Here is a 26452-nt window from a genome sequence, read left to right as displayed (position 1 = left end):
TCCCCGCTCACTTGTAGATATAACCGACGACGCCGTTGTAGCGACCGGGCGGCAATTTGGTTTCCATCGTGCCGTAAACGCGATTGACCTTGCCGAGGATGTATCCCGCGCCATCGCTGGCCGGGTTGAGATTGTCGTCAGGGCGCGCAAGCTGCTGGCGGGCGACCGGTCGCGCCAGATAAGGCGTGACGATCACCACCAGTTCGGATTCGTTGCGAATGAAATCCTTGCTGCGGAATAGCGCGCCGAGGACTGGAATCTTGGTGAGGCCCGGAAAGCCGGAAACCGACTGGCGCACTTCATCGCGGATCAGGCCGCCGATCATCATGGAACCGCCGGACGGCAGTTCCACAGTCGTGTCGGCAACGCGCTTTCGCAGCGACAGGACGCTCGCGCCAACGCCTTCCATCTTGTTTGTCGTGCCAGCGCCTTCAGTTGTCGGCTCCGAGACGGAGGTTCTGATTTTCAGGCTGATGCGTCCCGGCCCCAGCACGGTCGGCATGAATTCCAGACCGATGCCATAATTGATCTTGGCCAGCTGATTGGTGCGTTTTCCGTCGTCGTCATAGGTCACGCTGTTGATGACATTATATTCGCCGCCGACATTGAAAGCCGCCTTTTCACCGGAGATTGCGGTCAAGGTAGGTTCGGCGAGGGTCTTCATCACGCCTGCCGATTCCATCGCCCGCAGATAGGCGGAAAAGTTGCTCGTCGCGAGGCCGAACCCGGTATCGGAAAGGTTGTTGCCGATGGCGCCTGCGATATTCTCGGAAATCCCGCCGTAGGAAATACCGTTTGATACGCCGCTGCCCGTCATGTTGACGCCAAGCTGCTTCATGACGGAGCGGCTGACCTCGGCGACGGTGACTTTCAGCGTCACCTGATCCTCGCCGACGATGGTGAGCATATTGACGATTGCGCTCTGCCGACGCCCCCAGTCGGGATTGTTGATGGCGACACCGCCGCCATCGGTCGGGGCGGAGGCCGTGGTTGAATATTGACCGGTTGTTGCTTCGCCACCGGAAACGAAAAGACCGGCAAGCTTTGCGGCCTGCGCCGAATCCTGCGGGGTCTGCACGGTTCCGGTCAGCACCACATTGTCGTTGATGAGTTCGACGCGAATATCGGAACCCGGGATGAGGCGCTTGAGCTGGGACGAAAGCCCGCTCACGTCCCGCTCGATCTCGACATCGATCGATGCGACCTGCTCGCCATTCTGTCCGAAGACAAAGATATTGGTCTGTCCGACCTGCTTGCCGAAAAGATAGATGCGCCGCGACGTGCGCGTCACAGCATCGGCTATCGTCGGATTGGAGACGAGAACGTCATAGGCGTCCTGCGGGAGATCGAGGACAACCGATTTGTTGAGGCCGAGCTTGATCGTCTGCGAACGCTGCTGGCTGCCAACCTTGACGATGCCTGCCGCCGCCATTGCGGTCATGTCGGCGAGAGGCAGGGAAACGGTTGCAAGCGCGCCGGCCAACAGCGCGATCCTTGCGGAATATGGGCGCACGCGGTTTGTCTTTCTCATGAGCGCGGTCCTATTTCTGTAACGCTGCCGGATTTGATGACCTTGACCGTCCCGCTGCGGGTGGGCGAAGAAACCAGATAGTCCGCCTGCTTGATGTCCCTGTCCTCGACATCCTGTGTCGAGCGAAGCGCCAATGTCAGGCGGTCTGCCATCTGCTGGGCAACGGTGATGATTTCGGCCTGTTCCGGCGTCACTTCCAGCGTCGCGGTCTGGCCAACCATGACCTTGCGGCCCTGCTCGTCTTCCTGGATCGCCTGGTCGATTGCCAGAACCCGCACATTCTGCAGCACGGTTTCGGTGGTGAAGGGTGTGAGCGACTTGTCGCCATTGTCCGGCTTGCGGCGGGTCATGATGACATCGACGAAATCATTGGGAAGAATGAAGCCGCCCGCCGAACTTTCGGCATTGATCTGCGTCGCGACGGCGCGCATGCCGGGCGGCAGGATCGACGACATGAAGCTCTGTCCCGGACCGATGAGCTTGGCCTTGCGGATCGGCTCGCCCGTGAAGAACTGCAGCCGGACCGTGGCGCCGCTCAGTTGATTGATGGCATCGGGTTCGCTCGCGCGTGTGATATAGCCTTCGCTGATAGCCTCGGCCGGCCAGGGCTGCCAGCGCATCTGCGATGTGAGTTCCGCGCCGACACCAAGATTTTCGGTGGCGACGAGCACGTCCTCCAGTTTGATCTGCGGTGCTTCAGGGGCGGCGACGACGGGCGCAGGCGGCGGCGTGGCAAGGTTCATGGCAATATAGCCAGCGCCACCAGCCGCAAGAACGGCTACTCCTAAAATGAGCAGTCGAGCTGATTTCATGATATGCCCCGCGCAAATCCCCACGCCTTGATGACGTGTTCCAAAATTGCACTGGCAATCGTGTAATTATGGTTAATATAATCTTATTCGCATAAAGAAAGATTGAAATTACACGTAGGCGTTGTGCGCCAAAGCGTTCAAAAGATTCCAACCATAAAGGCTTTCATCGATTCTCCGACGGGCGTCAGCGGAAATGTCCAGAGACCGGCAGCGCCAAGCGCAATGCCGTAGGGAATGCCTACATCCTTGCGGGCGAGCGTACCCATGAATGCAAAGCGGTCAGCCAGAAGCGGGCGCGGAACCATCCGGTAGAAGATGATCGTGAGCGTGAGCACGCCGCCGAGGATCGAAACCATCACGAGATAATCCATGAGGCTGGGATCGGGGCCATACCACAAGGCCGTCGCCGCGATCAGCTTGGCGTCACCGCCACCCATGGCCCGAAGGCAGAAGAGGGCAAAGGTGATGACGAGCGCGATGCCGCCAACCGCCAGATGCCAGCCGAAATCGGAAAGGGAAATGCTGCAAAGTGGCGCGAGCAGGAGAAAACCGAGCGTCAGCCCGATGGAAACACGGTTGCGGATCGTCATCGACGTCAGGTCGGTGACCATCGCCGTCACCATTGCCAGAGCGAAGATTGCCGTCATAACTGTTGCCGTAATGGCCATTGCTGTCATTGCCGCCCCCGCGTCAACTGTCACCCCACCGTCTGCACGGAATTGTTCTTATGCCTAGCGGTTCGTCGCCTGTTCGAACTGTCTCGCCGTTTCGTTGAATTTTTCGCCGACACTGCCGGCCATGAGCGCAACGCCGCTTATGATCGCAATGGAAACGAGCGTGCCGATCAGCGCATATTCGATCGCTGTCGAACCGGCCCTGTTCTTCATGAAACGCGTCATCAATGTCGGCATCGCATGCTCCTCGCTGTCCCGATCGCGCTTGGTTTTTGGGAGTGCGCTTTAATTTCGGATGTGCTGAAGCATAGGAGAGAGGAATTGTGGCCCTCTTAACAGGTATGGTTAATGAAGTGCTGCGGCGCTCGCGACACGGCGGCAATCGCGCGATTGGTTAATCTTTGACGAATTGCGGGCGCGGTCTGCACCGATGGGTGGCGACTTAATTCTTCCTTCACCAATCCCGTTCATTCTTTGCTCATTATATTGATGGGGCTTCATGAGCTTGGCCCATTATATCAGCGGGGGAATGTCGCGTGGGGCGTCGTTTGTTTTCTTTGGGTGGCTTCGGCGTGGTGCCTGCCATGGGCGCGGCTTTCATGGCCGTGATTGCTGTCGCACAGGCATCCGCGGAAGACTATATCGCCCTTGAAACCAGCCAGGCGCGCATTTTGCGGCTGGCGCGTCCCGCCGACAGCGTCGTGATCGGCAATCCGTCGATCGCCGATGCAGTCGTTCAGGACGCGCAGACCATCGTCCTGACTGGCAAGGATTTCGGCGTCACCAATATTGTCGTCATGGACAAACAGGGCGAACCGATCCTCGACCGTGAACTGGTCGTCTCCCGCAACACACGCGGAACGACGCGGATTTATCGGCAGGCCGAAGTGCAAACGCTTTCCTGCACACCCTATTGCGAAAAAGCTTCGACGAAGAACGGCTTCGACGACAAATAGCGATATTCGTGCGTGAGGCGGGGCTTGCGTTAATACTCTTTCAGGTTGTCCTGTTGTAACTATACGCCCAATCGAATTCTTGATCGAGTTCAGGCAGAATTGGGTGGGGTTATGACTTTGGAGATATTGGCGCGTCGCCTTGCGCGGGTGGGCGTATGCCTGCGCCGTTTCCCTCGTGCGCAAAATGGCGTGGCAGCGGTGGAATTCGTGCTGCTCATCGTTCCGTTCCTCCTCATCGTCTTCGCGACGATCGAGATCGGCGTGAGTTTTGCGGCGCGCCAGGTCATAGCCAATGCGACGGAGACCGTGGCTCGCAAGTTGCAGACGTCGGGCAGGATCGGAGGCATCCAGATCAAAGACGCCCCGGTCAGCGTAGACGCCCTGCGCAATGAACTTTGCCAGCAGATGCAGTTCATGGTCGCGTCCGGCTGTCCCAATCTTTCGTTCAATCTTGGAACCTATGAAGGGTTCGGCCAGGTTCCGACGGACACGATTCTCGATGAAGAGGGCAAGCTCACGCGGACGGGCATTACCGGGACGAGCGGAACCTCCACCATCAACCAGCTCAACGTTGTTTACGCATGGCCGGTGCTGACGAACATCCTCTATCTGATGCAAAGTCCCCATGCTGCAGGCGGCACGATGCCGCTTTTTGCAACGCTTACCTGGCAGAACGAGCCTTTCCCGAACTGAGATAACCAACGCGCCCCGAAACCGGTTCAAACTTTTCGGGATGCATTCCAGAGGGATCCTCAGAGCGATCACCGGAGCGATCATTGTCATGCGTAACTATCTTCGGAATTTTCTGAGTGACCGGCGCGGCCTGGGAGCGGTTGAGTTCGCGCTCATCGCGCCGCTCCTGCTTCTGATTTACCTGGGTTCCGTCGACCTTGCCGATGGGGTGGACACGAACAAGAAAGTGTCGCGCTCGGCGAGCGCCCTTGCCGATCTGGTCGCCCGCCAGTTGTCGGTCACGAAGAATGATCTGGACGACATGTTCAACATCAGCCGGGCTTCGCTTCTGCCCTATGGGCGGACCAGCCCGAAGATAAGGATCACCGCGATCAGGATCGATGGCACCGCCAACAACCTGACGCCGAAAGTCGACTGGTCCTACGCCAATGCGGCGGATTTTGCCGTGAAGAAGGGTAGCACCGGCACCATTCCCTCCACGCTCGTGAGTGAAGGTTCTTATTTCATCAAGGTCGATGTCGAACTTGACTACAAGCCCCTCAATTCATGGATTTCGACGAGCATTCCGATGAGCGAAACCTATTATCTGGCGCCGCGCTATACGAACACGATCCCCTGCACCAATTGCTGAGCATCTTGGCATTGCGGGCAAAACTCAACATATAAGGGCAAAGCCGATGCACGGCTCTTGTTCAGGATGAGTTTTCAATGCCCGAATTACCAGAGGTCGAGACGGTTCGCCGTGGTCTGCAGCCCGTCATGGAAGGCGCGACCGTCAGCCAGGTCGAACAGCGCCGCCCGGACCTGCGCTTTCCCTTTCCAGACCGTTTTGCCCAACGTCTTTCGGGCCGGCGCATTTCAGCGCTCGGGCGCCGCGCAAAATATCTCACGATCCATCTTGATGACGGCCTTTCCGTCATCAGCCATCTGGGCATGTCGGGGTCGTTTCGCATCGAGATGGATGACGGCGGCGATACGCCCGGCCAGTTCCATCACGAGCGTTCCAAGCTGAGTGCGCATGATCATGTGGTGTTTCACCTTCAGCGTGCCGATGGCGGCGCTGCCCGCGTGGTCTATAACGATCCGCGGCGGTTCGGTTTCATGCTCTTTGCCGAAGAAGGCACGCTCGACAGTCATCCGCTGCTTGCGGGCCTTGGCATAGAGCCGACGGGCAATCTGCTTTCGGGCGCTGTCCTGTCGGAACTCTTCGCTGGCCGCAAGGCACCCCTCAAGGCCGCGCTGCTCGACCAGCGGCTGATAGCCGGTCTCGGCAATATCTATGTCTGCGAGGCGCTCTGGCGCAGCCACCTGTCGCCGATGCGTGCCGCCGGTTCCGTCGCACAGGACCCCGAAACCATGGAGCGGCTTGCTTCCGACATCCGAACCGTAATTGCGGAAGCCATTGCCGCAGGCGGCTCAACCCTCAAGGACTATATTCAGGCAGATGGTGCGCTCGGCTATTTCCAGCACTCCTTCTCCGTCTATGGGCGCGAGGGCGAGCCTTGCCGAAATCCTGCCTGCAACGGCCTTGTGGAACGGGCGGTACAGTCGGGACGTTCGACTTTTTTCTGTGCCTCCTGCCAGCAATGAATGCTTGAAAAAGAAGTCCTGCCAGTCCACTTTGCCCGCCAACCAGCCAGCCGTTGATGGAGGAGTTCAAATTCATGGCCTATGAAACGATCATCGTTGAGACACGCGGCAGCGTGGGCCTCATTCGTCTCAATCGTCCGCAGGCGCTCAATGCGCTGAACCGCAAGGTGCTTGAGGAATTGACGGAAGCTCTCGGCGCTTTCGATGCGGACGGCAAGATAGGCGCAATCGTCCTCACCGGCTCCGAAAAGGCTTTTGCCGCCGGTGCCGACATCAAGGAAATGCAGCCTATCGATTTCGTGGACGCCTATCTTCAGGACATGTTCGCCGACTGGCAGAAGGTGGACCGTGTCCGCAAGCCGATCATCGCGGCGGTTTCGGGCTATGCGCTCGGTGGCGGCTGTGAACTTGCCATGATGTGCGATTTCATCATTGCCGGCAGCAACGCCAAGTTCGGCCAGCCCGAAATCACCCTCGGCGTCATGCCCGGCATGGGCGGTTCGCAGCGTCTCACCCGCTATGTGGGCAAGTCCAAGGCAATGGATATGTGCCTGACCGGACGCATGATGGATGCGGCGGAAGCCGAACGCAGCGGCCTGGTCTCGCGTGTGGTCGCGCCGGAGGAACTTCTGGAAGAGGCTTTGAAGGCTGCCGAACGCATTGCATCCTTCTCGCGTCCCTCCGTGCTGATGGTCAAGGAAGCGGTCAACCGCACCTATGAAATGACGCTGAGCGAAGGGCTTCGTTTCGAGCGCCGCCAGTTCCACTCCCTGTTTGCGACGGAAGACCAGAAGGAGGGCATGGCGGCCTTCATCGACAAGCGCACGCCATCGTTCAAGAATCGCTGATTGATCGGTTTGGCGGCCGACAGGCTGCCCCGACAAGAGCGTCGTGGAAGTCTTCCGGCTGCTTCCGCTGAGCTTTTATTGTGCTTTTATTGGGCTTTTGGGCCGGATTTGCGGCTCTATGATCGAGCTTTGAGGCAGAATCCACGTTGACGCCGCCCCAAAGCTGATCTATAAGCCCGCCCACGGATCGGCGGCCCAAAGGATTTTTCTCGGCTGCCCTAGAGGTTTTGTGCCCGGCGGTTTTTGCCCCTGGCTAGCTGACAGAAAAAAGAGAGGCATTTATGGCCAATACTCCTTCGGCCAAGAAGGCAGTGCGCAAGATCGCTGCCCGCACCGAAATCAACAAGTCCCGCCGTTCGCGCGTTCGCACCTTTGTGCGCAAGCTCGAAGACGCTCTCCTGAGCGGCGACAAGCAGGCTGCAGAACTCGCATTCAAGGCTGCTGAGCCTGAGCTGATGCGCGCAGCTTCCAAGGGCGTGATGCACAAGAACACCGCTTCGCGTAAGGTCTCGCGCCTTGCCCATCGCGTTAAGGCTCTCAACGCCTAATATTCATCCATTCTTATGGATCAGTTTCGAAACCCGGCTCATTGTTAGCCGGGTTTTCTTTTTTGAGCGTTTTTTGGACAACCGGCGTTCTTTCTTTCCATCTCCAATTGAAGAGATATTTCAATGACTAGCTGGAATTTTTGAGAGGGGCGTCAATCCTGTGAGTGTTGATTTGATTAGTATTTTCAAATGGTTGCAGATTCTTATCCACTGTTATCCACAGGCGGGTTTAGGGACTCGGAAGTGGGTTTGAGTCAAGAATTTTTTTTAAATTTATTTTTCGGACGGAACATATCAGGACCACCTAAAAATTGTCCTATGAAAACGCATTGAATCCAAAGGTGTTATTTCGCTGGCATCCGATTCCCCCCTGTTGTGGGGAGGCCCTGCAAGAGCTTTCAGTAAAAAAATGTGGTTTTCTGAGGCTTGCCCTTTGCTGCGAGGCTTCGCTAAAGTCAGGACATAAGAGGGGTGGGCCATCGGCCCGGAGTTAGCATCAAATAACGAGTTTGTCGGCGTGGGTGTCACAGCCCGCGGGTGTTATATTCTGGTCGTAAGGTCCTGATCCTCATGGTTGATTGCTTACCATTCATTAACCGGAATGCCGTTTTAGGCATGTCCCCGACAATTGAATGGTTGTGGCGGATTTCTTTCCGGGCAATCAGCCTCCGATAAAAGTGTTGTGAGTCGTAAAAAGGTCGCCGGGAAGGAGTATCCGGGTGTTGGTCCTGATGGGACCGTTTGAGTTTGTGTTTGGCCCAGAGCTTTCGAGCCGGGCTTTGTGAGTGAGTACCTGCTGGCCAGACGGATGATAATCCGCGGCGCGGACAGGAAAAAATGACAAGCGCCAGAAAACGGCGCGTACGAATGTGAAGGCAGGCGAGACGATGGCAATGATGACCGGCAAATCGACGGCAACGATGGGTGATGATGCACATGCGAACCGTATCCACGGATCTTCTGCTACCGGAAATGACAAGAGCCTGGTCGAGTTGAGCGGCAACGCTGGTGATGAGGTTTTCGAGCGCCTTACGGCAAAGCTGAAAGCCCGCGTCGGCACCGAGATTTATTCCAGTTGGTTCGGTCGTCTTAAGCTCGACGACATCTCCAAGAGCATTGTCCGCCTGTCGGTTCCGACGGCCTTCCTGCGCTCTTGGATCAACAATCACTATTCCGAACTGCTGACCGAGCTGTGGCAGGAAGAAAACCCGCAGATTCTGAAGGTTGAAGTCGTGGTACGTGGCGTAAGCCGCGTGGTGCGCAGCGCCGCTCCGGTCGAAGCCTGCGAAGCTTCCGAGAACAAGCCGGTCGTCGCCCCGCGCGAAAAGATGGTGTTCCCGCTCGGCCAGTCCTTTGGCGGCCAACCGGTGGGCGACAAGCGCGGTTCCGCCGTTGTCGCAGAATCGGCGGCTTCGGGTGCCGTGCTCGGCTCGCCGCTCGATCCCCGCTATACGTTCGACAGCTTCGTCGATGGCGCATCGAATCGCGTGGCGCTCGCCGCTGCCCGCACCATTGCGGAGGCCGGTTCCAGCGCTGTTCGCTTCAATCCGCTGTTCATCCATGCTTCCGTAGGTCTCGGCAAGACTCACCTTCTGCAGGCGATCGCCGCCGCCGCGCTCCAGCGCCAAGAAAAGGCCCGCGTCGTCTATCTGACGGCAGAATATTTCATGTGGCGTTTCGCCACCGCCATCCGCGACAACAATGCGCTGTCCTTCAAGGAACAGCTTCGCGATATCGACCTTCTCGTTATCGACGACATGCAGTTCCTGCAGGGCAAGTCGATCCAGCACGAGTTCTGCCATCTCCTGAACACGCTGCTCGACAGCGCCAAGCAGGTCGTTGTCGCCGCCGACCGTGCGCCTTCCGAACTGGAATCGCTTGATGTGCGTGTCCGTTCGCGACTTCAGGGCGGCGTTGCGCTTGAAGTGGCCGCGCCGGACTATGAGATGCGCGTCGAAATGCTGCGCCGCCGACTGGCCGCAGCGCAGGCGGAAGATCCGAGCCTCACGATTGGCGAAGAGATTCTCTCCCATGTTGCCCGCACTGTCACCGGATCGGGCCGTGAACTGGAAGGCGCTTTCAACCAGCTTCTGTTCCGCCAGTCCTTCGAGCCGAATATCTCCATCGACCGCGTCGATGAACTGCTCGGTCACCTGACCCGCGTCGGCGAACCGAAGCGTATCCGCATCGAAGAAATCCAGCGCATCGTCGCGCGGCATTACAATGTCTCGAAGCAGGACCTGCTGTCGAACCGCCGCACACGCACCATCGTCAAGCCGCGTCAGGTGGCAATGTATCTTGCCAAGATGATGACGCCGCGTTCCCTGCCGGAAATCGGTCGCCGCTTCGGCGGTCGCGATCACACCACGGTTCTTCACGCCGTGCGCAAGATCGAGGATCTGGTCGGTGCCGATACCAAGCTCGCCCAGGAACTGGAGCTTCTCAAGCGCCTTATCAACGATCAGGCCGCCTGACCGGCCCCGGCGTCGGCCCGAGCATTGATCCCGGCATCGGCCCGAAAATCGGAATCGATTTTCGGAAAGGCCGATGCGGCGATCCGACCTTCCCCGCTATCAACGGCGGTTATCAACAAAAAGCCCGGGCCCTGTCGCTTTCCGACACGGCGCGGGCTTGCTTTTCTCCTTAAAAATCTGCCACTTTAACGGACCTTCTGGCGCCCCGGGCGCCTTATCGACAGGGGCCGCCTGCCTGCCCGTCAGATGCAGTTGCCCTGTCCCAGCGAGCGAGTGCGTTTGAACATGCGTGTTACCCTAGAGCGATCGAACCTTCTCAAATCTCTCAATCACGTCCACCGCGTCGTGGAACGCCGCAACACGATACCGATTCTGTCGAACGTGCTTTTGCAGGCTGAGGGCGCAAGCCTCGCGCTCAAGGCGACCGATCTTGATCTTGAGGTCAATGAAGCGACGGCCGCCATGGTGGAGCAGGCTGGCGCCACGACGGTTCCGGCGCATCTCCTCTACGACATCGTCCGCAAGCTGCCCGACGGCGCCGAAGTCATGCTCTCGAACAACCCGGATGGCGGTTCCATGTCGGTCATATCCGGCAAGTCGTCCTTCCGCCTGCAGTGCCTGCCGCAGTCCGATTTCCCGGAATTGACCGCTGGCGCCTTCACCCATTCCTTCCGGATCGAGGCGCAGGCGCTGAAGCGCCTCATCGACCGCACGCAGTTTGCGATTTCGACGGAAGAAACCCGCTATTACCTCAACGGCATTTTCTTCCACGCCATCGAAAGCGATGGCGCGCTGAAGCTGCGCGCTGTCGCGACCGACGGCCACCGGCTGGCGCGCGCCGAACTGGAAGCGCCGTCCGGCACCGAAGGCATGCCGGGCATCATCATCCCGCGCAAAACGGTCGCCGAACTGCAGAAGCTGGTCGATGTGCCGGAAGTGGTCGTTACGGTTGAACTGTCGGACGCCAAGATCCGCTTTACGGTCGGCTCGGTGGTGCTCACCTCGAAACTGATCGACGGCACCTTCCCGGATTACCAGCGTGTGATTCCATCCGGCAACGACAAGAAGCTCACCATCGGCCGCCAGGAATTCGCAGCCTCCGTCGACCGCGTCTCGACCATTTCCAGCGAGCGTGGCCGCGCAGTGAAGCTCTCCATCGCCGATGGCCAGTTGACGCTTACCGTCAACAATCCCGATTCCGGCAGCGCAACCGACGAGCTTGCTGCCGATTACGATGCCGATCCGCTCGATATCGGTTTCAACTCGAAATACCTGCTCGATATCACCAGTCAGCTTTCGGGTTCCGATGCGGTCTTCATGCTGGCCGATGCAGGCTCGCCGACACTGGTGCGCGATACGGGCGATGAAGATGTGCTGTACGTTCTCATGCCTATGCGTGTTTAAAGAACAGAAAAGTGAATAGGCCCGAGTCTGATCAAAGCCGCCCGGATCGCGTTTCGATCCGGCGGCTTAAGCTTGTCAATTTCCGCAACTATGCGGAACTGTCGTTGCCGCTTGGCCCCGGCCACGTGGTGCTGACCGGCGAAAACGGCTCCGGCAAGACCAATCTGATCGAAGCGGTTTCCTTTCTGTCGCCGGGGCGCGGCCTGCGCCGCGCTGCTTATGACGATGTCGCACGCACCAGTTCGCTCGATGGCTTTGCCATCCATGCCGCGCTTGACTGCATGATCTATGGCGAGGCCGAGATCGGCACCGGCACCGCTGGCGGCGGCGAGGGTGGCCGCAAGGTCCGCATCAACGGTATTGCCGCTTCCGGCGACGATCTGCTCGATTATGCGCGCATTCTCTGGGTGGTGCCGTCGATGGATGGGCTGTTCACCGGAGGCGCTTCCGACCGGCGACGTTTTCTGGACCGCATGGTGCTCGCCATCGATACCGCGCACGGCAAGCGCGTGCTCGATTATGAACGGGCAATGCGCAGCCGCAACCGGTTGCTGAGCGACGGCAGCGGTGACGACCAATGGCTGGATGCGATAGAAAGCCAGATGGCTGAACTGGGCACGGCCATCGCAGCCGCCCGCGCCGAAGCCATGCGCCTGATCGCGGCGATGATCGAGCGGCTGCCAGCCGAAGGGCCGTTTCCCAAGGCTGACTGCTTTCTGGAAGGAACGCTGGAGCAGAGAATCAGTGTCGAGGCGGCGCTGGATCTTGAAGAGGATTTCCGCCGCACCCTGCGCGATGGCCGCGCACGCGACCGGGCGGCGGGCCGCACGCTGGAAGGTCCGCATCGCACCGATCTGATCGTCCAGCATCGCCCCAAAGCGATGCCTGCCGCCCTTTGTTCCACGGGCGAGCAGAAGGCCCTGCTGATCGGTCTGGTGCTTGCCCATGCGCGGCTGACGGCGGAGCTTTCCGGCATGGCACCCATACTCCTGCTCGATGAAATCGCCGCGCATCTGGATACGGGACGCCGCGCCGCACTCTTCGGCATCCTTAATGAGCTTGGCGGGCAGGCCTTCATGACTGGCACCGATCGGGCGCTTTTTGAGGCGCTTGAAGGGGAAGCGCAATTTTTCAATGTGGCGGCTGGCACGCTTACCCCGCTCTGAGGCAAAATATCCGCTGACAGCGGGTCGGCAGAGGCATATGTTTGCCGACCATGAACGCACCATCGAAGCCCTTTTCATCCGAAGAACTCGAACGCTACGCGCGCCATATCGTGCTGCCCGAAATCGGCGGGCCGGGCCAGCAGAAGCTGAAGGCCGCCCGCATATTGATCGTCGGCGCAGGCGGGCTTGGCGCGCCTGTGCTGCAATATCTGGCAGCGGCTGGTGTCGGCACGCTCGGCATCATCGACGATGACACGGTGTCGCTGTCCAACCTGCAGCGGCAGGTCATCCACGATACGCAAAGCGTCGGCCAGCCGAAGGTGGAAAGCGCGCTCGTCACCATTGCCAGCATCAACCCGCATGTGAGGGTAGAAGGGCATCAGCTCCGCCTCGATGCGGACAATGCCGAAGCCCTGATCGGCAATTACGACGTTGTGGTGGATGGTTCGGACAATTTCACCACGCGTTATATTCTGGCCGATGCCGCGGCCAAAGTCGGTCGCCCGCTGGTGACCGGCGCAATGGGCCGTTTCGACGGCACGGTCACGGTGCTGATGCCATACGCAAACGGCCCCGATGGCACGCCCAACCCGTCCTATCGTGATCTTTTCCCGGAAGCGCCACCGCCCGGAACGGTGCCGACCTGTGCCGAAGCCGGAGTGCTGGGCGTCCTGCCGGGTGTGATCGGCAGTCTGCAGGCAATGGAAGTCATCAAGCTCATCACCGGCATCGGCGAGCCGCTGGTCGGTCGGCTGCTGCTCTATAATGCCTTGAATGTCCGCTTCGAAACCATTCGCTATAAGGCGCGCAAACCGAAATGACGGCTCTGCGTGTCGAAGTTATTGGCGGGAATTTCGAGCAGTGGGAAGAATTGCTCGGCATGATCCGCGACAGCTTCGCCTATATGGGCGGCGTGATCGATCCGCCCTCATCAGCAGGTTTGCTGACGGCGGAAAATTTGCGGCAGAAGGCCGAGGAAGAAACCGGCTTTGCAGCCTTTCTTGATGGCAGACTTGTCGGCTGTGTCTTCATACGGGAAAAGGCCGACGGCTTTTATCTCGGCAAGCTTGCCGTCGCATCCGCTTTTGAGGGAAGAGGCATTGGGCGATTGCTGATGCAAAAGGCGGAAGATGTTGCGCTTGCAAAAGGCAAGCCCTCGATTGAGTTGCAGGTGCGTATCGAGCTTGCTCGCAATCGGGCGGTGTTTGAGAAGCTCGGATATCGCAAGATCGCGGAAAACGCGCATCCGGGCTATAGCCGCCCCACATCCATAACCATGCGCAAGGAGATCACGCGTGGCACTGACATTAACCGATGAAGAGCGGTCGATAGCCGCAGGCGATCAGGGGGAAGGCGCTGCGATGGCGATGCGCATCGTGGCCGACACTGCGCGGCTGATGGGTGCGCCGCGTCTTATCCCTGTCGCATCGGCGCATATCGACGGGGCGCTCTATCACGGCGATAGCGGAACGCTTTTTGCAGAGAAGCTTGTAGAGGGCGGCGCGAAGGTCAGGGTGCGCGCCACACTCAATGTCGGTTCCATCGATCTGACCGGCTGTTCGCATAATCTTTTGCCAGCTCACGAGGCGGATATGGCCAGGCGCATGATGCGCGCCTACATCAAGCTCGGCTGCGAGCCGACATGGACCTGCGCGCCTTATCAGGCAGGCCACAGGCCAGCACAGGGAACCGATGTCGCATGGGGCGAATCCAATGCGGTCGTGTTCTGCAATTCGGTTCTGGGCGCGCGCACCAATCGCTATGGCGATTTTCTGGATATCGCCTGCGCCATTGCAGGACGCGCCCCCGATTATGGTCTTCATCGCACCGAAAACCGCCGCGCTACGGTGGTGATCGATATTTCGGCGCTCGATCCTGCCTTCCTGTCTTCGGAGGTGGCCTGGCCCATTCTCGGCAATCTGTTCGGTCGCAGCGTGGGAACGAATATCGGTGTCGTCGCGGGCAGTCTCGTCCATCCCGATGAAGATGATCTCAAGGCCTTCGGTGCGGCCTCGGCATCGGTGGGCGCGGTCGGATTGTTCCATATTGCGGGCGTGACGCCGGAAGCCCCCGATCTTGAAACGGCCTTGCTGCATCAGGAACCGGAGGGCGTCATCCGCGTCACGCGAGACATGGTCGAGGCGACGCGCAAGCGCCTTTCGACCGTCGAGCGGGTGGACCATATCGATGCGGTCGCCATCGGAAGTCCGCATCTTTCGATAACGGAATTCGACCGTCTGGAGCGCGCCATAGCGCAACGCAAGCTCGCTGTCCCGCTCTATGCCTGTACGGGCCGTCATGCGCTGGCCGAGCTGGAGAAAGACGGGCGCAGGCAAGCACTGGAAAGGGCAGGCGTCGTCATCGTCGCTGATACTTGCGTCGTCGTCACACCTATTTTGCCAGCTAAGGATGACGCAATCCTGATGACCAATTCCGGCAAGTTCGCCCATTATGCCCCCGGCAATACCGGTTATGGTGTGCTTTACGGTTCGCTGGAGGAATGCGTGGAAAGCGCTGTCGCAGGCAGGCCGGTTTTCGGGAGGCAGGCAGCATGAGTATCGGGAAAACTTCTATACTCGTTACTGGCAAGGCCGCTGATGCCGAGGCGCTGGTTCTCTCCGCGCCGATCAGCTTCTGGGGCGGCGTCGATCCGAAAAGCGGGCGGATTGCCGATGTGCGTCATCCGGAACATGGGCAAAACATCGCCGGGCGCGTGCTGTGCCTGCCGGGAACCATCGGCTCGTCGTCAGCCGCTGCCGTTCTGCTGGAACTGGTCCATAGCGGCCACGCGCCCGCAGCCATTGTCCTGCACGAGCCTGATGCGATCCTGCTGCTCGGCCTCATCGTTGCCCGTGAAATGGGCCATGATGTGCCCGTCGCCGTTGAACTCGACCGCGAGGCGCAAAAGCAACTCGCTGGCCATCGGGTGACGGTCGGCGAGGACGGAACGATTGGGATTACTGCTTGACCATTCCAGATCGGGCTTATGCGTCTTTTTCGCCGTCACCATCCTGAGCCTGTCCAAGGGCCGAGGGCAGGCGTTGTGCGTTTTCCCTCAGCCCTTCGAGACGCCTCCTTCGACAGGCTCAGGAGGCTCCTCAGGATGAGGGAAAAGAGACGACAAAGGCGGCTTTAGAGCATTTCCAGCAAAAGTGTGAAACGTCTACGCGGGGAAATCAGTTCACTGGACTGATTTCCTATCCCGCTTCGATGCGTTGGATAATGCGATAAAACAAATAGTTAGAGCGGTCCCGGCGATTCTGTCAGAACAGGAACCGCTCTAATATTGCGTGTTGCGGTCCACGACGTGCTCCAGCGTCCCGTCGCGCTCGAAGGCTTCGATCTGTCGGATGATCTGCGGCACAAGGGCGGTGGCGGATGAGCTTGCCGCCGCATGCGGGGTGATCGTCACGCGCGGATGATCCCAGAGCGGGCTGCTGGTCGGCAATGGTTCCTGCGTGAACACGTCGAGGGAAGCTGCCGAAAGAAGTCCGCGATCAAGTGCTGCCAGAATATCCGCTTCGTTCTGCAATCCGCCGCGTCCGGCATTGATCAGCACCGGAGCGCCAAGCGGCCCGTCGCTCTTCAACTGCGCGAACATCGACATGGAGAGGATGCCCTTCGTGTCGGGCGTCAGCGGCAGCAGGCAGACGAAGATGTCGGCCGTCTTGAGGAATTTCGCAAAGCCGTCCTTGCCATGATAGGTCTGAACGCCGTCGATTTCCTGCGGACGGCGGCTCCAGCCGGTGACATTGAAGCCAAGGGTTTTGAGCTTTTCAGCCGCATCGCGGCCGAGCACGCCAAGGCCCATGATTCCGACCGTTACCTCATGCGCGGCTGGCTGGCGGCGATCTTCGTGCCAGACATGGTTCTGCTGCTGCTTGCGATAACGCTGTCCGAGACGGTGATGATCCAGCACCTGCCAGACGACATATTCCGTCATGCGCATGGTGAGATCGTCGGAGATGATGCGCACCAGCGGCACATCGGGAATCCGGTCATCGCGGAAGACGTGATCGACGCCTGCACCCAGCGAGAAGATGACCTTCAGATTAGGCAGGTTGGCAAGCGAGCCGGGCTTCTGCTTCCACACGAGCGCATATTTGATGGAGGGATCGTTTTCCGCACGATCCGTCACCACCGGACGGTCCGGCGCGTGATCGCGAAACGTCTTCAGCCAGATTTCCGGGTCCCAGTCTGTGATCGCCAGAAGGATATTGCCTTTGGTATCGGTCATTGCCTCACTCCCCCTTCGGTCGCCTCCATATGGAAAGCTGCTGCCATCAGTGTCTTGGTGTACTCGGTCTGCGGATTGGCAAACACATCTTTCGCCGCGCCATATTCCACCGCCTTGCCGTTGCGCATCACCAGCACGTCATTTGCCAGCGCCCGCACCACTTTCAGGTCGTGGCTTATGAAAAGATAGGCGAGATCATGCTTCTTCTGCAATGCGCGCAGCAGATCGACCACCTGCGCCTGCACGCTCATATCGAGCGCCGAGGTGGGCTCGTCCAGCATGACGAATTTCGGGTTCAGCACCATGGCGCGTGCAATGGCGATGCGCTGGCGCTGTCCGCCGGAAAATTCGTGCGGGTAGCGGAAGCGTGTTTCCGGGTCGAGGTTCACCTCGTTGAGCGCGGCAATCACGCGCGCATCGCGGTCGTCCGCTGAAAGCTTCGGCTCGTGCACCAGAAGCCCTTCGGCGATGATGTCGGCGATGGTCATGCGCGGTGACAGCGACCCGAACGGGTCCTGAAACACGATCTGCAATTCGCGGCGCAGCGGGCGCATGTCCTTGAAGCTGAACTTCGCGATGTCGCGACCGTCGAAATTGATCTCGCCCCTGGATGAGATCATGCGTGAAAGCGCCAGGCCAAGCGTCGTCTTGCCGGAACCCGATTCGCCGACAACGCCGAGCGTCTGGCCGGCGCGCAGGTTCACGTCGATCCCGTCCACCGCCTTCACATGGTCGACGGTCTTGCGCAAAAAGCCCTTCTTGATCGGGAACCAGACGCGAATATCCTTGCCTTCCATCACCGTTCTGGCAGCAGGATCGGCGGCGGGCGGTTCGCCCTTCGGTTCTGCGGCAAGCAGGTGCCTGGTGTAAGGATGCTGCGGGTTCTCGAAAATATCCCGGGTCGGCCCGGTCTCGACGATCTTGCCCTTGCTCATCACGCAGACCCTGTCGGCGATCTTGCGCACGATGCCGAGATCGTGGGTGATGAAGAGCATCGACATGCCCTGTGCGGCTTTCAGTTCGGCAAGCAGCTTCAATATCTGCGCCTGCACGGTAACATCGAGCGCGGTGGTGGGCTCGTCGGCAATCAGCAGTTTCGGCTTGTTGGCAAGCGCCATTGCGATCATGACGCGCTGGCGCTGCCCGCCGGAAAGCTGGTGCGGGAAAGCGGACAGGCGCTTCTCCGGTTCGCGAATGCCGACTTCGTGCAGAAGTTCCAGCGTTCGCGCCCGCGCTGCCTCAACGCCCATGCCCTGATGCATTTTCAGGATTTCGCCGATCTGACGCTCCACGCTGTGCAGCGGATTGAGCGAAGTCATAGGCTCCTGAAAGATCATCGTGATGTCGTTGCCGCGCACACGGCGCAGTTCCGGCTCCGAGGCCTTCATCAGGTCGCGGCCATTGAAGAGAATTTCACCGGAAGGATGGCTGGCGGACGGATAGGGCAGCAGTTTCAGGATCGACAGGGCCGAGACGGACTTGCCCGATCCCGATTCACCCACCAGCGCTACCGTTTCGCCTTCGGCAATGTCGAAGGATACCCGGTCGACAGAAATGCGTTCCTCGCCATTCTGGCGGAATGCGACGGACAGATCGCGGACGGAAAGCAGCGTATTATTTCCAGAATCGTTCATTGATCCGCTCATCGGCTCGCTCATTGAAATGCCTTTCGCGGATCGAAGGCGTCGCGTGTTGCTTCACCGATGAAGATCAGGAGCGACAGCATCAGCGAGATGACCACGAAGCCGGTAATGCCGAGCCAGGGGGCCTGGAGATTGTTCTTGCCCTGGGCGAGGAGTTCGCCGAGCGAAGCCGAGCCGGGCGGCAGGCCGAAGCCGAGGAAGTCGAGCGAGGTAAGCGTGGTGATCGAGCCGTTCAGGATGAAAGGCAGGAAGGTCAGTGTCGCCACCATGGCGTTTGGCAGGAGATGCCGCCACATGATCGTGCCGTTCTTCACGCCGAGCGCGCGTGCTGCATTCACATATTCAAAATTTCGCGCCCGCAGGAATTCCGCGCGCACCACGCCGACGAAGGCGACCCATGAGAACAGGAGCATGATGCCGAGCAGCACCCAGAAGCCGGGCGGCAATATCGCCGCGATGATCAGCAACAGGTAGAGAACCGGGATCGAGGACCAGATTTCAATGAAGCGCTGGAACAGAAGATCGACCCAGCCGCCGAAATAGCCCTGAACCGCACCTGCCGTCACGCCGATAATGGCGGAGAAGAAGGTGAGGATCAGGCCGAAAAGCACGGAAATGCGGAAGCCGTAGAGCGCGCGCGCAAAGACGTCACGCGCCTGATCGTCGGTGCCGAGCAGGTTGAAATTGCCGAAGCGGCAATTCGGGTCTTCCACGCCCTGCGGGTAACGCTGGCAGCGCTCTTCCGCCGAATAGAGCCAGAACGGCCTTGACGGAGCCGCTTCCGGTATCTCGTTGTTCACGGTGTTGTAGGAATAGCGGATCGGTGGCCAGATGGCCCAGCCATGGGCGTTGATCTCGTCCTGTATCACCGGGTCGCGATAATCGGTGACGGCGTAAAAGCCGCCGAATCTTTCTTCCGGATAATCGACGAAAACCGGCATCAGCAGCTCGCCCTTGTAGGAAACGAGGATGGGCCGGTCATTGGCGATGAACTCGGAACAAAGCGCTGCGATGAGCAGGAACAGGAATATCCAAAGTGACCAGTAACCGCGCTTGTTCGCCTTGAAATTTTGCCAGCGGCGCTTGTTGAGCGGCGACAGAAAGGGGCGTTTCACGGGAACGGCGGGCGACAAGGGGGTGTCGGTCATCAGACGTCCCTCCGGTCAAAGTCGATGCGCGGATCGATCCACGTATAGGTGAGGTCGGAAAGGAGGCCGACTAGAAGCCCGATCAGCGAGAAGATGAAGAGATTGGCGAACACCACCGGATAATCGCGGTTGATGACCGACTGGTAGCCGAGGAGACCAAGCCCGTCGAGCGAGAAGATCGTTTCGATCAGAAGCGAGCCGGTAAAGAAGGCCGATATGAATGCGCCCGGAAAACCGGCAATCACGATCAGCATCGCATTGCGGAAGACGTGGCGATAGAGAACCTGATTCTCGGTCAGCCCCTTGGCGCGTGCCGTGGTCACGTATTGCTTGCGGATTTCTTCCAGAAACGAATTCTTGGTCAAAAGCGTCGTGGTGGCGAAGGCGGAAAGCACGAGTGCGGTCACCGGCAGCACCATGTGCCACAGATAGTCGCCGATCTTGCCCCAGAACGACATCTGCGCGAAATCCGGTGAGGTAAGGCCGCGCAGCGGGAACCAGTCGAAGAAAGAGCCGCCCGCAAAAAGCACGATCAGCAGGATGGCGAAAAGGAAGCTCGGGATCGCATAACCGACGATGATGACGGCGCTTGTCCAGGTGTCGAAGCGCGACCCGTCCTTGATCGCCTTGCGGATGCCGAGCGGAATCGAAATCATGTAGGACAGAAAGGTCAGCCACAGGCCGAGCGAGATCGAAACCGGCATCTTCTCCTTGATGAGGTCGATCACGCTGATATCGCGGAAATAGCTGCGACCGAAATCGAATCGCAGATAGTTCCACAGCATCTGGCCGAAACGTTCCAGCGGCGGCTTGTCGAAACCGAACTGCTTTTCCAGATCGGCGATGAATTGCGGGTCAAGCCCCTGTGCGCCGCGATATTTGGAATTGACCGAGCCGCTGTCGACAGCGCTTTGCCCGAAATCGCCGCCACCGCCCGAAAGGCGGTCGAGTGCGTCGCCGCCCTGTCCGGAAAGCTGCGCGATCACCCGCTCGACCGGACCGCCGGGGGCGAACTGAACGACGGCGAAGGAAATGGCCATGATGCCGAAAATCGTCGGGATCATCAGAAGCAGACGGCGGAGAATGTAAGCGCCCATCAGCCCGTTTTTCTCCGCAGGTTCGATTCAGTCTTGTGGCTTGCCAACAGCTTCTGCCTTTTCGTCATTCACAATCATTGCTTTATCCACCACAGCGTCTCGACGGGAAAGCCGTAATCGGGCTTCGGCTCCTTGAAACCGAACCGGTCCCAATAGGCCACGAGATGATTCGCTGTCGTCCAATTTGGAATCCAGTCGCGTCGGATACGCAAGTACCGATCGAGCACCCGCATCGTGGCGACGAGTTCTTCACGCGTCGAAACCTTGCCGATATCCGCAATCAGCGCATCGATCAACGGATCTTCCGTGCCGGGAAGATTATAGCTGCCCGGCACCTTGGCCGATTCGGAGCCGAATATGCCGGCAAGCGATTCCTGTGTCGGCGTGGGGCTGAACTGCAACGCCATGCCCACCATGTCGAACTGGAAATCCTGCATGCGCGACTGATACTGGCTTGCATCGACAAGCCGCAGGCTGGCGTCGATGCCGATGGCGCGCAATTTCTGCACATAGGGATTGTATACGCGAGAAAATCCCTCCGAATTGCTCAGGATTTCCAGCGCGAACTTCGATCCGTCCTTGTCATGGAACTGGCCGTTCTTGCGCTCGAAACCGGCTTCCTCCAGCAACTTGATGGCCTGCGCGAACTGTTTCCGGTCCCGTCCTGTTCCGTCGGAAACCGGCATCAGCACGGCCTCCCCGAAAACCGCGTCCGGCAGTTTGCCGCGATAGCGTTCAAGCACCTTCAGCTCATCGGGCGTCGGCAGGCCGCTTGCCTGAAAATCCGATCCGTTGAAGCAGGATTGGGAACGCGCATAGACATTGTAGAAAAGATGCTCGTTGGTCCATTCGAAGTCGAAGCAGAGCGCGATTGCTTCACGCACGCGCGGATCGCGGAACCGTTCGCGGCGCTGGTTCAGCGCCCAGGCCTGCATCAGCGGGCGCTTTTCCGGCGGAAAGGTGCGCTTGACGACCTTTCCCTGCTGGATGGCCGGGAAATCATAGGCCGTCGCCCAGTTCTTGGAGACGGTTTCCTCGCGATACTCGATGCTGCCTTTCTTGAAGGCTTCGAATTGCGGCTGGCGGTCGCGGAAAAACTCGATGCGAATACGGTCGAAATGGTTGAAGCCCTTCTGCACCGGCAGGTCCTTCGCCCAGTAATCCTCGACGCGCTCATACTCGATGAACTGGCCGGCGGCGAAGTTGCCGACCTTGTAGGCACCGGAACCCAGTACCGGCTCCATGGTCGTGGCTTCAAAGTCGCGATCCTTGAACCAGCTTTCCGACAGGATCGGCACCGTCACGGCGTCGAGGATGGCATTCGGCCCGCGCCCTTCGACGAAGCGCATGCGCACTTCCCGATTGCCGGTTGCCTCCACCTTTTCCACGCCAGTCAGAGACTGGCGCAGCGTCGGATGGCCCTTCTGCTTGATGGTCGTATAGGTGAACAGCACGTCCTTCGCCGTGATCGGCGAGCCATCGTGAAAGCGCGCTTCCTTGCGAAGCTTGAAAGTGCAACTGCGGCGGTCTTTCGAAAGCGTCGCACTTTCCGCGATGAGGCCATAGACAGAATCCGGCTCATCCAGCGCCGAAGCCATCAGCGTATCGAAGGTCAGTTCCATGCGCGGCGGCGCGTCGCCCTTGAACGTGAAGGTGTTGAGCGTGTTGAACGTGTCGGTGTTCTGGTTCCAGACCCAGCTCGACGGCGCGAAATTGAAGGTGCCGCCCTTCGGCGCTTCGGGGCTGGCATAGTCGAAATGGGTGAAATCAGGACCGTATTTCAGGTCGCCGAAAGCCGAAAGTCCGTGGAGGGCCTTTCCCGTTCGTATGTCGGCAAAGGCCCTTGGTGGCAGGAACGGCGCAAGAGCGGCACCTCCCGAAAGCCCCAGAAAATGGCGGCGATTCATGCGAAGGATTGTCATTCTCGTCGGCCCTCATTCACTGCCGGTCTTGAGCTTGGCTTCCTTCGCAGGGTCAATCCACCAGGAGAACGGGTCAATCCCCATATAATCGGGCTGCTTTTCAGGCATTCCGAACTTGTTCCAATAGGCCACGTTGATCTTGTCGGAATACCATTGCGGAATGACGTAATAGTTCCACAGCAAAGCCCGGTCGAGCGCGTGGGTCGAGGCGACGAGTTCGTCACGGTTCTTGGCATAGATGACGCGGTCGATCAGCTTGTCGATCGCTGGATTCTTGATGCCTGCATAATTGCGGCTGCCCTTGAAGTCGGCAGCTTTGGAGCCCCACATGTCGCGCTGTTCATTGCCAGGCGAGGCGCTTTGCGGGATGACGGAGGTGATGACATCATAGTCGAAATCGTTGACGCGGGCCTGAAATTGCGCCGTATCGACGATGCGCACCGTCGCGTTGATGCCGATCTTGCGCAGGCTTGCGGCGAACGGGTTGTAGATGCGCTCGTCGGTCGGGTCCTTGCCGAGAAATTCGATGGTGAACGGATTGCCCTTGGCATCGACGAGCTTGTTGCCCTGCAATGTCCAGCCCGCTTCCGAAAAGAGTTTCAGGGCGGTGCGCAGGTTATCGCGCGTTGCCTGCGGCGTGTCATAGACCGGCAGCTTGAATTCCTTGGTCAGCGCCTCGGCGGGAAGCGAATCCTTCACCGTTTCCAGTATCGCCTGCTCTGCCGGTGTCGGCGGGCCGCTCAGTTCCAGTTCATTGCCCGCGAAATAGCTGTTGATGCGCTGGTACTGGTTGAAGAACAGCAGGCGGTTCATCGATTCGAAATCGAAGGCATAGGTCAGGGCCTGACGCACCTTCGGGTCCTTGAACTTGTCGCGGCGCATATTGAGGAAATAGCCCTGCATGCGCCCGACGGCATGGTAGGGGAAAGAGGCCTTCACGACATCGCCGCGCTGTACTGCCGGGAAATTATACTGCTCGGCCCAGCGCTGGGCACGATTCTCGTTGCGATAATCGTATTGGCCGCCCTTCTTGAAGGCTTCCCAGGTCGCGTCCTCGTTGAAATAATACTCGTAGCGCAGCCGGTCGAAATTGTTGCGCCCGACATTGACGGCCAGATCCTTTCCCCAATAGTCGTCGACGCGCGCCCAGGTGATGGAGCGTCCCGGCGTCATGCTCTCGATCTTGTAGGCGGCGGAGCCGAGCGGGATTTCGAGCGTCGGGCGGGTGATGTCGCGCTGCTTGCCCTGCGCGTCCTTGCCCTCCCACCAGTGCTTGGGCAGAACGGCAAGCTGCCCCATGATCTGCGGCAATTCGCGGTTGCCCTTCTGGCTGAAGGTGAATTTCACTTCATGTTCGCCGGTCTTTTCCGCCTTCTCCACGTCGCCATAATATTTGTTGTACATCGGCGACTGCTTCTTCAGCACATCGAACGACCAGATCACGTCATCGACCGTGATCGGCTGGCCGTCATGCCATTTCGCCTTGGGATTGAGCTTGAACTTCACCCATGAAAAGTCGTCGGGATATTGCAGGGCTTCGGCGATCACGGGATATTGGGTCGAGGCCTGATCGGCCGAATCCGTCATCAGCGTATCGTAAAGCATCCCGCCGCCGAAGTCCGACAGGCCCGCGGCAGGAACCCCTTGCACCACGAACGGATTGAGACTGTCGAAGGTGCCGACGGCAACCATGTTCAGCGTGCCGCCCTTCGGCGCATCCGGGTTCACATAGTCGTAATGCTTGAAATCGGCTGGATATTTGGGCTCGCCAAGCAGGCTGGAGGAATAGCGCCATTGGGGTTCCGCGTCATTTGCGTGAACCATAGAAACCGTGCTCGCAAGCATGGCTACCGCGAACGCACCCGCCCAAAAAGCTCTCATCCAGCCTCTCCGTTCCTGTTTCGGATATATTAGGAGAAGTCTTATGGGATTTTGCGGAGGAAGAAAGGCATGCGGGCAAGAAATTTGATGCGGGCAAGAAAAAAGCCCGGCGAGCCGGGCTTTGATCATTTTGTCTCGTTGGCTTAATTCGCCGGAGCCGGTTCCGCAGGCTTCTGTTCGCCGCTTGCCGGTGCGCCAGAAGGTGCGCCACCTTCGGCTGGCTTTTCGCCTTCGGCCGGCTTGGCATCGCCGCCAGCAGCAGGTGCGGCATCGGCGGTCGGCAGCGGGGCAGGGTTGTCGGACAGCGTGCGCAGATAAGCGATCAGGTCGGCGCGTTCGTTGTCCTTCTTGTCGCCGGCAAAGCCCATGGCCGTGCCCTTGATGAAGCCCTTCGGCGAGGTCAGGAACTTGTTGAGATGTTCAAAGTCCCACTTGTTGCCCGCAGCGCCGAATTCCTTCATCGCAGCCGAATAGCCGAAACCTTCAACGGAGGCAGCCGGACGGTTCACGACATCCCACAGATGCGGACCCACCTTGTTGGCGCCACCCTTTTCACCGGTATGGCATGCAGCGCAACGCTTGAAGACGGTTTCACCGCGTGCCGGATCGGCAGACTGCAGCAAGGTCGCAATCGAAACTTCTTCCTTGGCCGGTGCAGCTCCCCCTTCGCCGGTCGAGGCTTCCGCCGCTTCGATGGCAAAGCCCGGCTTTTCAGGCGCAGGCGAGTGAAACAGCGAATCGGACAGGATGCCCGTCGTCATGACAACGAAAACCGTTGCCAGAAAAGCCATGATAAACTTGTTAGTCCGGGTTGAATTCATCGCCGGTCAGCGCTCCCTCTACCAAAACGCTCTCCCCGAGAACGCTCTCCTAGCCGGCATGCAAACCTTTAATAAAGGTCACAATTCTCTCCCCGGCATCGGGCGGAAACTAGGTCTTTTGCCAGGGCGATGCAACACCTATAAGGGTGACCGGACCCGTGACTTTTTGACACTTTTGATGCATTTCCAGCACCGGCGAAGCGCGTTACAAGGCGTTCGCGACCTTATTATTCTCAAGAGGCGATCATGCTGCAGACCTTAAAGACCCTCACGCTGATTCCCGCACGGATGGCCTCCACGCGCCTGCCGAACAAGCCGCTTGCCGATATTTGCGGCAAGCCGATGATCGTCCATGTGGCCGATCGCGCAGCGGCTGCGAAGCTGGGCCGGACGGTGGTTGCTACCGACAGCGAGGAGATTTTTTCGGTCGTGACCGCACATGGCCACGAAGCGATCATGACGCGCGAGGATCACGAATCCGGTTCCGACCGCATTTATGAAGCGCTTTTGAAAGTCGATCCCGCGGGCGAGGTCGATGCGGTGGTCAATGTTCAGGGCGACCTGCCGACCATCGATCCGGACATCATCCGCCGCGCGCTTCTGCCGCTGGAAGACGGACCTGCCGACATTGCGACGCTTGGCGTCGAAATCGAGGAAGAATCGGAAAAGACCAATCCGAGCGTGGTGAAGATCGTGGGCTCGCCGCTGGCAGGCAACAGCCGCCTGCGCGCGCTTTATTTCACCCGCGCAACCGCGCCCTATGGCGACGGTCCGCTCTATCATCATATCGGCCTTTACGCCTATCGCCGCCCGGCACTCGAACGCTTTGTGAAGCTTGGGCCGTCGCCTTTGGAAAAGCGGGAGAAACTGGAGCAATTGCGGGCTCTCGAAGCCGGAATGCGCATTGATGTGGACCTGGTGAAGACCGTGCCGCTGGGCGTTGACACGCAGGCTGATCTTGACCGAGCGCGCCTTCTTGTCGCAAAGGGTATCTGACGACCGCCGTC

25 protein-coding genes are annotated in these 26452 nt (G+C 59.1%); 14 read left to right on the top strand and 11 right to left on the bottom strand.

What is annotated here, in order from left to right; all coding sequences use genetic code 11:
• Positions 1 to 7: 7 nt before the first annotated feature.
• The 4 genes from JNC63_RS13515 to JNC63_RS13500 all read right to left on the bottom strand — a co-directional run bounded on the left by JNC63_RS13515 (position 8) and on the right by JNC63_RS13500 (position 3254).
• Entirely contained in the window at positions 8 to 1531 is a 1524-nt protein-coding gene (locus JNC63_RS13515) for a type II and III secretion system protein family protein (RefSeq protein WP_006468179.1), read from the bottom strand.
• Positions 1528 to 2343, bottom strand: a complete 816-nt coding sequence (cpaB, locus tag JNC63_RS13510) for a Flp pilus assembly protein CpaB (protein WP_006473082.1) — start codon at positions 2341 to 2343, stop codon at positions 1528 to 1530. Before cpaB ends, JNC63_RS13515 begins: the two co-directional genes overlap by 4 nt.
• 137 nt (positions 2344 to 2480) lie before the next feature.
• Positions 2481 to 3011: an A24 family peptidase gene (locus JNC63_RS13505; RefSeq protein ID WP_063619872.1), complete on the bottom strand. Its 531-nt coding sequence runs from the start codon at positions 3009 to 3011 to the stop codon at positions 2481 to 2483.
• A 63-nt stretch (positions 3012 to 3074) separates the two neighbouring features.
• Positions 3075 to 3254 (bottom strand): Flp family type IVb pilin, encoded by a 180-nt coding sequence (locus JNC63_RS13500; protein WP_025090657.1) that lies wholly within the window; start codon positions 3252 to 3254, stop codon positions 3075 to 3077.
• Positions 3255 to 3553: 299 nt separating this feature from the next.
• Between JNC63_RS13500 and JNC63_RS13495 the strand changes: the two genes are divergently transcribed.
• The 13 genes from JNC63_RS13495 to JNC63_RS13435 all read left to right on the top strand — a co-directional run bounded on the left by JNC63_RS13495 (position 3554) and on the right by JNC63_RS13435 (position 15664).
• Positions 3554 to 3973 carry a pilus assembly protein N-terminal domain-containing protein gene (locus JNC63_RS13495; protein ID WP_006468183.1) on the top strand — a complete coding sequence of 140 codons (420 nt, stop codon included), beginning with the start codon at positions 3554 to 3556 and terminating at the stop codon, positions 3971 to 3973.
• A 111-nt stretch (positions 3974 to 4084) separates the two neighbouring features.
• Complete coding sequence (locus tag JNC63_RS13490) at positions 4085 to 4666, top strand: TadE/TadG family type IV pilus assembly protein (protein WP_021587651.1); 582 nt, start codon at positions 4085 to 4087, stop codon at positions 4664 to 4666.
• A gap of 88 nt (positions 4667 to 4754) precedes the next feature.
• Positions 4755 to 5297, top strand: a complete 543-nt coding sequence (locus tag JNC63_RS13485) for a TadE/TadG family type IV pilus assembly protein (RefSeq protein ID WP_063619873.1) — start codon at positions 4755 to 4757, stop codon at positions 5295 to 5297.
• Between the two features lie 77 nt (positions 5298 to 5374).
• On the top strand, positions 5375 to 6256 hold the full coding sequence (mutM, locus tag JNC63_RS13480) for a bifunctional DNA-formamidopyrimidine glycosylase/DNA-(apurinic or apyrimidinic site) lyase (RefSeq protein ID WP_063619874.1): 882 nt from the start codon (positions 5375 to 5377) through the stop codon (positions 6254 to 6256).
• Positions 6257 to 6330: 74 nt separating this feature from the next.
• Positions 6331 to 7104 carry an enoyl-CoA hydratase gene (locus JNC63_RS13475; protein ID WP_006473077.1) on the top strand — a complete coding sequence of 258 codons (774 nt, stop codon included), beginning with the start codon at positions 6331 to 6333 and terminating at the stop codon, positions 7102 to 7104.
• A gap of 281 nt (positions 7105 to 7385) precedes the next feature.
• Entirely contained in the window at positions 7386 to 7652 is a 267-nt protein-coding gene (rpsT, locus tag JNC63_RS13470; protein ID WP_006465717.1) for a 30S ribosomal protein S20, read from the top strand.
• Positions 7653 to 8545: 893 nt separating this feature from the next.
• Positions 8546 to 10126 (top strand): chromosomal replication initiator protein DnaA, encoded by a 1581-nt coding sequence (gene dnaA, locus JNC63_RS13465; RefSeq protein ID WP_063620060.1) that lies wholly within the window; start codon positions 8546 to 8548, stop codon positions 10124 to 10126.
• 285 nt (positions 10127 to 10411) lie between these two features.
• Positions 10412 to 11530 (top strand): DNA polymerase III subunit beta, encoded by a 1119-nt coding sequence (gene dnaN, locus JNC63_RS13460; RefSeq protein WP_063619875.1) that lies wholly within the window; start codon positions 10412 to 10414, stop codon positions 11528 to 11530.
• 11 nt (positions 11531 to 11541) lie between these two features.
• Positions 11542 to 12696, top strand: coding sequence for a DNA replication/repair protein RecF (recF, locus tag JNC63_RS13455; protein ID WP_063619876.1), 1155 nt, complete (start codon positions 11542 to 11544; stop codon positions 12694 to 12696).
• A 50-nt stretch (positions 12697 to 12746) separates the two neighbouring features.
• The gene (locus JNC63_RS13450; protein WP_063619877.1) at positions 12747 to 13517 is read left to right on the top strand and encodes a molybdopterin-synthase adenylyltransferase MoeB; all 771 of its coding nucleotides are present in this window, start codon (positions 12747 to 12749) and stop codon (positions 13515 to 13517) included.
• Entirely contained in the window at positions 13514 to 14014 is a 501-nt protein-coding gene (locus tag JNC63_RS13445) for a GNAT family N-acetyltransferase (protein ID WP_063619878.1), read from the top strand. Before JNC63_RS13450 ends, JNC63_RS13445 begins: the two co-directional genes overlap by 4 nt.
• A complete protein-coding gene (locus JNC63_RS13440) occupies positions 13992 to 15251 on the top strand; it encodes an aconitase X (RefSeq protein ID WP_171053446.1) in 1260 nt (419 codons plus the stop codon). The genes JNC63_RS13445 and JNC63_RS13440 overlap by 23 nt, the downstream gene beginning before the upstream one ends.
• Positions 15248 to 15664 carry an aconitase X swivel domain-containing protein gene (locus JNC63_RS13435; RefSeq protein ID WP_063619879.1) on the top strand — a complete coding sequence of 139 codons (417 nt, stop codon included), beginning with the start codon at positions 15248 to 15250 and terminating at the stop codon, positions 15662 to 15664. Before JNC63_RS13440 ends, JNC63_RS13435 begins: the two co-directional genes overlap by 4 nt.
• A 312-nt stretch (positions 15665 to 15976) precedes the next feature.
• Here the strand turns inward: JNC63_RS13435 and JNC63_RS13430 are convergent, their stop codons facing one another.
• The 7 genes from JNC63_RS13430 to JNC63_RS13400 form a co-directional block, all read right to left on the bottom strand.
• The gene (locus JNC63_RS13430) at positions 15977 to 16933 is read right to left on the bottom strand and encodes a 2-hydroxyacid dehydrogenase (protein ID WP_063619880.1); all 957 of its coding nucleotides are present in this window, start codon (positions 16931 to 16933) and stop codon (positions 15977 to 15979) included.
• On the bottom strand, positions 16930 to 18579 hold the full coding sequence (locus JNC63_RS13425; protein ID WP_063620062.1) for an ABC transporter ATP-binding protein: 1650 nt from the start codon (positions 18577 to 18579) through the stop codon (positions 16930 to 16932). The genes JNC63_RS13430 and JNC63_RS13425 overlap by 4 nt, the downstream gene beginning before the upstream one ends.
• 8 nt (positions 18580 to 18587) lie before the next feature.
• Positions 18588 to 19724, bottom strand: a complete 1137-nt coding sequence (locus tag JNC63_RS13420) for an ABC transporter permease (RefSeq protein WP_006465728.1) — start codon at positions 19722 to 19724, stop codon at positions 18588 to 18590.
• Complete coding sequence (locus JNC63_RS13415; protein ID WP_021587664.1) at positions 19724 to 20821, bottom strand: microcin C ABC transporter permease YejB; 1098 nt, start codon at positions 20819 to 20821, stop codon at positions 19724 to 19726. Before JNC63_RS13415 ends, JNC63_RS13420 begins: the two co-directional genes overlap by 1 nt.
• Before the next feature lie 74 nt (positions 20822 to 20895).
• A complete protein-coding gene (locus JNC63_RS13410) occupies positions 20896 to 22743 on the bottom strand; it encodes an extracellular solute-binding protein (RefSeq protein ID WP_063619881.1) in 1848 nt (615 codons plus the stop codon).
• A gap of 12 nt (positions 22744 to 22755) precedes the next feature.
• Positions 22756 to 24624 (bottom strand): extracellular solute-binding protein, encoded by a 1869-nt coding sequence (locus JNC63_RS13405; RefSeq protein WP_063619882.1) that lies wholly within the window; start codon positions 24622 to 24624, stop codon positions 22756 to 22758.
• A gap of 143 nt (positions 24625 to 24767) precedes the next feature.
• On the bottom strand, positions 24768 to 25445 hold the full coding sequence (locus JNC63_RS13400) for a c-type cytochrome (RefSeq protein WP_063619883.1): 678 nt from the start codon (positions 25443 to 25445) through the stop codon (positions 24768 to 24770).
• 246 nt (positions 25446 to 25691) lie between these two features.
• On the opposite strand from JNC63_RS13400, the gene JNC63_RS13395 reads away from it, so the two are divergent.
• Complete coding sequence (locus tag JNC63_RS13395) at positions 25692 to 26441, top strand: 3-deoxy-manno-octulosonate cytidylyltransferase (RefSeq protein WP_374846403.1); 750 nt, start codon at positions 25692 to 25694, stop codon at positions 26439 to 26441.
• Positions 26442 to 26452 lie beyond the last annotated feature (11 nt).

The organism is Brucella ciceri (assembly GCF_041930145.1).
Taxonomy (GTDB): Bacteria; Pseudomonadota; Alphaproteobacteria; order Rhizobiales; family Rhizobiaceae; genus Brucella; species Brucella intermedia.
Note: the sequence above shows the minus strand (reverse complement) of the source record. Positions and strands in the feature narration are given on the sequence as shown.